The sequence below is a fragment of the Frankia sp. CeTa3Moorea genome, from assembly GCF_978021225.1.
Map to the genome: position 1 here is coordinate 10,069 of NZ_CDXDOR010000088.1, position 7,130 is coordinate 17,198.

The 7,130-nt window shown below is 71.3% G+C and carries 7 protein-coding genes; 2 read left to right on the top strand and 5 right to left on the bottom strand.

The window, feature by feature from the left end; translation table 11 throughout:
- The 3 genes from AC08OV_RS15495 to AC08OV_RS15505 form a co-directional block, all read right to left on the bottom strand.
- Positions 1 to 1,254 (bottom strand): glutamyl-tRNA reductase (locus tag AC08OV_RS15495; protein ID WP_476619845.1); only part of this gene is annotated, 1,254 nt, incomplete at its 3' end.
- Positions 1,251 to 2,429: a redox-sensing transcriptional repressor Rex gene (locus AC08OV_RS15500; protein ID WP_476613556.1), complete on the bottom strand. Its 1,179-nt coding sequence runs from the start codon at positions 2,427 to 2,429 to the stop codon at positions 1,251 to 1,253. The genes AC08OV_RS15500 and AC08OV_RS15495, both read right to left, overlap by 4 nt.
- Positions 2,430 to 2,614: 185 nt before the next feature.
- Entirely contained in the window at positions 2,615 to 2,926 is a 312-nt protein-coding gene (locus AC08OV_RS15505) for a glutaredoxin family protein (RefSeq protein WP_476613557.1), read from the bottom strand.
- Positions 2,927 to 3,182: 256 nt separating this feature from the next.
- Here AC08OV_RS15505 and AC08OV_RS15510 point away from each other — a divergent pair, with 256 nt between their 5' ends.
- Together AC08OV_RS15510 and AC08OV_RS15515 are read left to right on the top strand one after the other, a co-directional pair.
- On the top strand, positions 3,183 to 4,145 hold the full coding sequence (locus tag AC08OV_RS15510; RefSeq protein ID WP_476613558.1) for a sigma-70 family RNA polymerase sigma factor: 963 nt from the start codon (positions 3,183 to 3,185) through the stop codon (positions 4,143 to 4,145).
- A gap of 236 nt (positions 4,146 to 4,381) precedes the next feature.
- Entirely contained in the window at positions 4,382 to 5,269 is an 888-nt protein-coding gene (locus AC08OV_RS15515) for an HAD family hydrolase (protein WP_462189301.1), read from the top strand.
- Between the two features lie 25 nt (positions 5,270 to 5,294).
- Here the strand turns inward: AC08OV_RS15515 and AC08OV_RS15520 are convergent, their stop codons facing one another.
- Together AC08OV_RS15520 and AC08OV_RS15525 are read right to left on the bottom strand one after the other, a co-directional pair.
- Positions 5,295 to 6,146 (bottom strand): lysophospholipid acyltransferase family protein, encoded by an 852-nt coding sequence (locus AC08OV_RS15520; RefSeq protein WP_476619846.1) that lies wholly within the window; start codon positions 6,144 to 6,146, stop codon positions 5,295 to 5,297.
- Between the two features lie 376 nt (positions 6,147 to 6,522).
- Positions 6,523 to 7,130: Rossmann-fold NAD(P)-binding domain-containing protein (locus AC08OV_RS15525; protein WP_476619847.1), on the bottom strand; the 608-nt coding region annotated here is incomplete at its 5' end.

The following is a 7,130-nucleotide window of genomic DNA, read 5'->3' on the forward strand; positions in this document are numbered from 1 at the left end:
CCGGACCGAGCCCTCCACCAGGCTCCACTCCCGATCGTCGAGGTCGGGCAGGCGGGTGTGCAACCGGGCGAGCTCGCTACGCACCACAGCGGCGGCGTGGGCCCGCAGCGCGACGACGGTCGGCGCCACCCGGCCCGCCTGCCGGCGGTCGAGGAAGCTCGCGACCTCGGCGGCGACCAGCGCGCGGACCGCCTCCACATCGTGCGTCACCTGGGCGCCGTCCAGCGCGATGCGCAGTGCGTCCAGGTCGATCAGACTCACCCCGGGCAGCTCGCGCACCCCCGGGTCGATGTCGTGCGGCAGGGCCAGATCGAGGAAAACCAGCGGGCGCCCTGCCCGGCCGGGCAAGGCCGCGGCAACCAGCTCGTGCTCGACAACGAGACCGCTCGCGCCGGTCGAGGAGATCACCAGGTCCGCCATGGTGATCTCGTGGGCCAGGTCGGTGAGACCGACGACCCGGGCCTCGTGGGCCTCGGCGACGCGGGCCGCCCGGGCGGCGGTCCGGTTCGCGATCACGACCTCCCCGGCGCCGGCTCGCCGGACGGTCTGCGCGGCCAGCGATCCCACCGCCCCGGCACCGATGAGCAGCACCCGGGCCCCGGCCAACGGCGGGGGTTCGGACGTCACGGCGTGCCGCGGTCCCTCGGCCGCGGCTCCTCCCCCGTCCAGCGCCCGCCCGCCCGGCGGCGCCACCGGCACGGCCGGAACCTCGCTGTGGAGGCCCAGACCGGAGGCGGCCAGCCGGACACCCACCGAGACGATGGATGCGCCAGCGGCATCGATGGACGTCTCGGAGTGGGCCCGCTTGCCGACCCGCAGCGCGGCCTGGAACAGGCCGGACAGCGCGCTGCCCGCCACCCCGGCGGCCTGACCGGCCCGGAAGGCCGTGCGTACCTGACCGAGGATCTGGCTCTCCCCGACGAGCATGGAGTCCAGGCCGCACACCACCGAGAACAGGTGCCCGATGGCCCGCGCCTCGTGGTGGACGTACAGGTGGCCGGCGAGATTACCGAGGTCGATCCCACAGATCCGGCTGAGCTGGTCGGAGATGTCGGCGACTCCGCCGTGGAAGGTCTCGACCTCGGCATAGATCTCGATGCGGTTACACGTCGAGAGCACCACCGCCTCGCTGACGTGGGTGCCCTCGGCCAGATCGTGCAGGACCTTCGGGACCTCCTCGGCCGAGACCGAGGTGCGTTCGAGCAACGACGTGGGCGCGGTCTGGTGGTTGAGCCCGACCACCAGGAGGCTCACGACGCCTCACCTCCGGCCATCAGCGCTCCCGCGGCCGGCAGCGTCCCGCGCGTCGGCGGCGTCCTGTGGGTCGGCGATCCAGGCTCCGGGGTGTGCTCCAAGCGCGCCGCACCCGGTTCCCCCTCCCGATCATCCCGGGTCGGCCGACCGTCCCGAGCCATCCCGGCCGGACGAGCTGCCCCCGCCGGACGAGTCACGCCTACTTGCCGAGTCACCCGCACGACCTCATCCGCATCGGTCTCCAGCCTGTCCGCGGAGGGCTCCGTCCCGTCCGCGCTCGTCACCCCGTCCAGGCCCGTCACCCCGTCCAGGCCCGTCACCCCCCGCGCGGCGAGGACGTCGTCGCCGCCTGGCACCGCCTCGCGTGCCGAGGGCGCCCGCCGCGCCGAGCGCGCCCGGCGCGCCGGCACGGCGTCACGCCCGGAGCCGGCGCCCGGTGTGGATCTCGCGCCCCGTCTCGGTGATGTGTCCCGTGCCGGCGACGGATGTTTGCGTGCTTCATGGAACGAGAGGATCTGCAGTTCCACGGCGAGGTCGACTTTACGCACGTCCACACCGTCGGGTACCGAAAGCACCGTGGGAGCGAAGTTGAGAATGCTGGTGACCCCGGCAGCGACCAGACGGTCACACACCCCCTGCGCCGCGGCGGCCGGCGTGCAGATCATCCCAATCGTGACCTGACCCTGGACGATCACCTGTTCGAGATCGTCGACGGGACTGACGACAACCTCACCGACCCGCTCGCCGACCCGCTCGGGATCCGCGTCGACCAGGGCCACAATCCGAAAGCCCCTGGCATAAAAGCCGCCGTAACCCGCCAGGGCGTGGCCGAGGTTGCCGACTCCCACCAGCACGACCGCTCTGTCCTCGGTGAGGCCCAGTTTCGCGGCGATGCAGTCGAGCAGGACATCCACCTCGTAGCCGACGCCCCGCGTGCCGTAGGAACCGAGATGGGACAGATCCTTGCGGACCTTGGCCGGAGTGACTCCGGCGGCGGCCGCGAGCGTGTCCGAAGACACAGTGTGAACCCCGCTTTCCGCGAGTGTCGCCAGCACGCGGAGGTAGAGCGGAAGCCGCGCGACCGTCGCCTCCGGGACCTCGGAGGAACGCCTGGAAGCCGCGTCACTACGTGTGCGTCGCCGGATCACCGCCGGGCGACGCCGTGGCTGACTCATCCGCGGCTCCGATCTCTAGGCGCGCGGTTACGCCCGGAGCTATGGGCCCGAATCCGTGGCCCCGCCGACACCCGGCGTGCGGTAGTCCCGGCGTACGGTAGTCGGCGCCACAAGTCGGCTGTCCTCGGGCAGTGTACGACTTCGTGAAGGGATTCACGAAGTGCTGAGGAGAACCGGCCCCCTGATCAGCGACCGCCCTCGGCGGGGCGCAGCGCCCACCGGCCGCCGGCGAGCGCCCGCCGCAGCCGGTCCTCCTCCACCCGCCAGTAACCGTGTTCCCGGCCGTCGAGCAGGATGACCGGCACCCGGTCGCCGTAGGCGTCGGCAAGCTGGGGATCGGCGTCGACATTGGCCTCCCGCCACCCGACCTGCTCCTGCTCGGCGACCCGGCCGACCGCCGCCCGCGCGGTATCGCACAGATGACATCCCGTCCGAGTGAGCAGTGTGATACGCACACCGTCGTGGCCGGAATCCGCCCGTTCCAACCCGTCGTCCATTCCACGATGGTAGGCGCGATCCCGGTCGCTGCCGAGTGGCTTCCCGAACCGCTCGAGCGGGACCGAGGTCCGCTCAGGGGCCCGACCCCGACGTGCGGTCCGGTCCGGGCCTCGCCGGGAGACGCCCCTGCCTGCACCCGGACGATCTCCGACTTTCCGCGGCCCCTCCTCCGGCTACACTCAGCTACTAACGGAACCATGTGCGCCGGGCCTCCCGGCCCGCCTTGCCGCGACCGCACCCTCCGGAGCCCGGGCTGTGACCGAATGCACGCTCGCCGACCTCGCCGCCGGCCTCGTCGCCCCGCGCCGCGGCCTGGATGCAGCGCGGGGACCGTCGGTCCCGCTCCTCCCGCTCCTCCCGCTCCTCAGGAGGGACGGGATCCGCGCCCTCCTACCCCGGCTGTCCGGGACCGGACGGCCAACCGCCCCCACGGCGTCGGGATCCACGGTGCCGGCCGGGCCGAGCCGCGCGGCGGGGACGGACCCGGCGGCGGCCACGACGACGGTGGCGGCCTGGCCCGTGGGATCCGCCCGGCATCCCGGCCCCCTCCACCGGCAGGATGCGATGTCCCCGGTGGGCGCCAGGGAGGACCGCGAGCGGGTCGGAGACCCTCCGGGCGATCCGGCCGACGACGACCGGACGGCGCTCGTCTCCCGGGCCCGGCGAGGTGACGTCGACGCCTTCGGGCTGCTCTACGACCGGTACGCCGACCTCGTGTTCCGATACGCGCTGTACCGGCTGGGCGGGGATCCGGTGGCCGCCGAGGACATCGTCAGCGAGACCTTCCTGCGTGCCTTCCGCTCAATCGGCACGTTCCGGTGGCAGGGGCGGGACATCGGTGCCTGGTTCATCACCATCGCTCGCAACCTGCTGGTCGATCAGGCCCGCTCGGCGCGGTGCCGGTTCGAGATCCCGACGGCGGACATCCTCGCCGCAGCCGAGCACCGGGCCACGGCGCTGACGGTACCGAGCCCCGAAGAGTCGATCCTGGCCGTGCTGACCCGCCGCGAGCTGCTCGACGCCGTCCGCGAGCTGCGCCCGGACCAGCAGGAGTGCGTCGCGCTCCGGTTCCTCGAAGGGCTGTCGGTCCGCGAGACCGCGCTGGCCATGGGCCGTAATGAGGGGGCGGTCAAATCCTTGCAATTCAGAGCAATTCGTACACTTGCCCGCGCCCTTCCCGCAACAGACACGGCCTGGCCTCCGGGCCCCTCGCCGTGAGCGATATCCCAGATCACGTCGCAACCGCGGCCCGGTCGTTTTCCATCGGCACTTTCGCGCCGTCACGTTCGAGCGGCGGCCGCCGCGAAGTCGTACCGCACCGTACTCTGACGGCGTGCCGGCGAACCATGGCGTGGATCGCGGCGCGCGGAGGTGGCGACGAGGGGTGGGCGGCGGCCCCGGTCATTTCCCGAGCCGAGCCCTTGCTCCGCCCCGGACAACATGGAGAGTTGACGATGAGGGTGCGACGACGCAGGGACCTGGCCACGACGAGGCAGGCCGCCGAGGCCGCCGCGATCGCCGCCTTGAAGGTCGCGGCCGAGGAGGTTCCGCGGGCTCCGCTGGACGAGTCGGCGGCCGCGTTCTTCGACGTGGACAACACCATGATGGCGGGCGCCTCGATCTTCTACTTCGCCCGCGGCCTGGCCGCCCGGGACTTCTTCAACTCGCGTGACCTGATCCGGTTCGGCTGGCAGCACATCACCTACCGGCTGCGTGGGCTCGAGGACCCGAACGGCATCCGGGACGCTCGGGAGACCGCGCTCGCCTTCGTCGCCGGGCGCACGGTGGCCGAGATCGTCCGTTACGGCGAGGAGATCTACGACGAGCGGATGGCCGAGCAGATCTACTCGGGCACGCACGCGCTCGCCCAGCAGCACCTTGACGCGGGCCAGCGAGTGTGGCTGGTCACGGCCACCCCGGTCGAGCTCGCCTCGGTCATCGCCCGGCGACTGAACCTCACCGGCGCCCTCGGCACGGTCAGCGAGGTCTCCGCCGAGGGCACCTACACCGGCCACCTGGTCGGCGGTCTGCTGCACGGCCAGGCGAAGGCCGAGGCCGTGCAGGCGCTCGCCGAGCGGGAGGGTCTGGACCTGTCCCGGTGCTGGGCCTACTCGGACTCGATCAACGATCTGCCCATGCTCTCCCTGGTGGGCCACCCGGTCGCGATCAACCCGGATCCGGACCTGAAGACCGTGGCCCGGGAACGCGAATGGCCGATCAAGGACTTTCGCACGGCCCGCAAGGCAGCCAAGATCGGCATTCCGACGGCAGCCGGGGTGGGCGCGCTCGCCGGCGGGGTCGCCGCCGGCATGGCGTTGCGGCGCCGGGCCGCGGGCGCCTAGAGCACCTTCGGTGCCGGGAAAGAACCTAGAAGAACACCGAGCGGCGCTGCATCAGCAGGCTGTACAGCGTATGCTGGATGGTCTCCCGGATGCGGTCGGTGAGCTCGAACACCAGCATCGGGTCGTCCGCCGCCTCAGCGGTGTACGTCTTCGTCGGGACCGGCTCCCCGAACTCGATGATCCATTTGGATGGAAGCGGGATGAACCCCAGCAGGCCGAGCCACGGGAAGGTCGGTGTAATCGGCAGGTAGGGCAGCCCGAGCAGGCGAGCGAGCGACCTCGCGTTGCCGATCATAGGATAGATTTCTTCGGCTCCGACGATCGTGCACGGAATGATCGGCGCACCCGTCCGCAACGCGGCCGAGACGAACCCTCCGCGCCCGAACCGCTGCAACTTGTACCGCTCACTGAACGGCTTGCCGACGCCCTTGAAGCCCTCCGGCCAGACCCCGACAAGGTGCCCGGTATTCAGCAGGTGTTCCGCGTCAGCCTGACACGCCAGGGTGTTGCCGATCTTACGAGCCAGCGGGGCCAGGAACGGCACCGCGAACACCAGGTCGGCGGCGAGCATGCGCAGGTGGCGATGGGCCGGATGATGATCGAGGATGGCCACAGCCATCATCAGCGCGTCCATTGGCAGGGTGCCCGAGTGATTGGCCACCACCAGAGCGCCACCCGTGTCCGGGATGTTCTCCAGCCCCCGGGTCTCGACCCGGAAGTAGTCCCGGTAGATCGGCCGCAGCAGCGGAGCGACGACGTGTTCGGTGAGGTCCGGGTCAAACCCGTGCTCGTCGACGACGTAGTCGCCGGTGATGCGCCGCCGCAGAAAGGCCAGCGATCCCGCGAGGGCCGTCTCCAGATCACCGGGTTCGGCCACCGGCGGTGGCGCACCGTCCGTCCCGGACCGCCGTCGGGCCCGGCACCGGCGGTGGGACCCGTCGTCGGGTCGGACGGCCCACCCGCCGCCGACCGGCTGTCGGTCAGCGTCGCCTCGGCACCGTTGAGCGAGGAGCGAGGGGATGCGGCGGCCGCGGCGGCTGGACCGAGGAAGACCGCGCCGGGGGAAACCCCGTCGAGAAAAGCCGGGTCGTGGGAAGCCGGGTCGTGGGAAGCCGGGTCGTGGGAAGCCGGGTCGGCCGCGGCGGATTTCCAAGGCATGATCTGCGCTTCACCCCGGGATTCGTCACCTTCCATCACGTGTTCCGCCTCCCCCTTGTCCGATCCCGCATCTGGCGGGCCGCAACCGCCCCCCATCACCGTGTTCCCACCAACCGGCGTCGGGCCAGCGAGTCGAGCATCCTGTGCTCGGCCCGGGAGATCAGATCGTGGTCGATGGTGAACCGGAGCCCGCGCTGGCGGACGAAACTGTCGAAGGTCTCCACCGTCGAGTACCGGGGCCGGTAACCGAAGATCTCCTTCAGTCGGGTCGTGTCCACGGCCCGGCCGTGCGCGAGAAAGTCGAGCTGCTCAGCGGAGAAGTCGACGAGCCGCAGCCGCCGGGCGACCCCGCCCAACATCCCGATCATGGGGAACGGCACCGGCGTGAACGGCCGACCCGCTCGGCGGATCGCCTGCGAAAGCAGGAGCACACCGTCCCCGGCCACGTTGAACGTCCCCGGGTGGGCGCCGCGGGTCGCGCGCATCAGCACGGCCAGCGCGTCATCGGAGTGCAACAGCTGGATGCGGGGGTCGAAGCCAAGGACCGTGGGAACCAGCGGAAGGTCCAGATAGCGCGCGAGCGGGCTGTCGATCTGCGGACCGAGGATGTTGGTGAACCGCAGCACGGTTACCGCGATGTCGGGACGTCGCCGGCTGAATCCACGCACGTAACCCTCGACCTCGACGGCGTCCTTGGCATAGC

Excerpts from the sequence above, each read along its gene's own strand:
- AC08OV_RS15500 (WP_476613556.1), bottom strand. The coding sequence starts at position 2,429 with ATGAGTCAGCCACGGCGTCGCCCGGCGGTGATCCGGCGACGCACACGT.
- AC08OV_RS15505 (WP_476613557.1), bottom strand. The coding sequence starts at position 2,926 with ATGGACGACGGGTTGGAACGGGCGGATTCCGGCCACGACGGTGTGCGT.
- AC08OV_RS15515 (WP_462189301.1), top strand. The coding sequence starts at position 4,382 with ATGAGGGTGCGACGACGCAGGGACCTGGCCACGACGAGGCAGGCCGCC.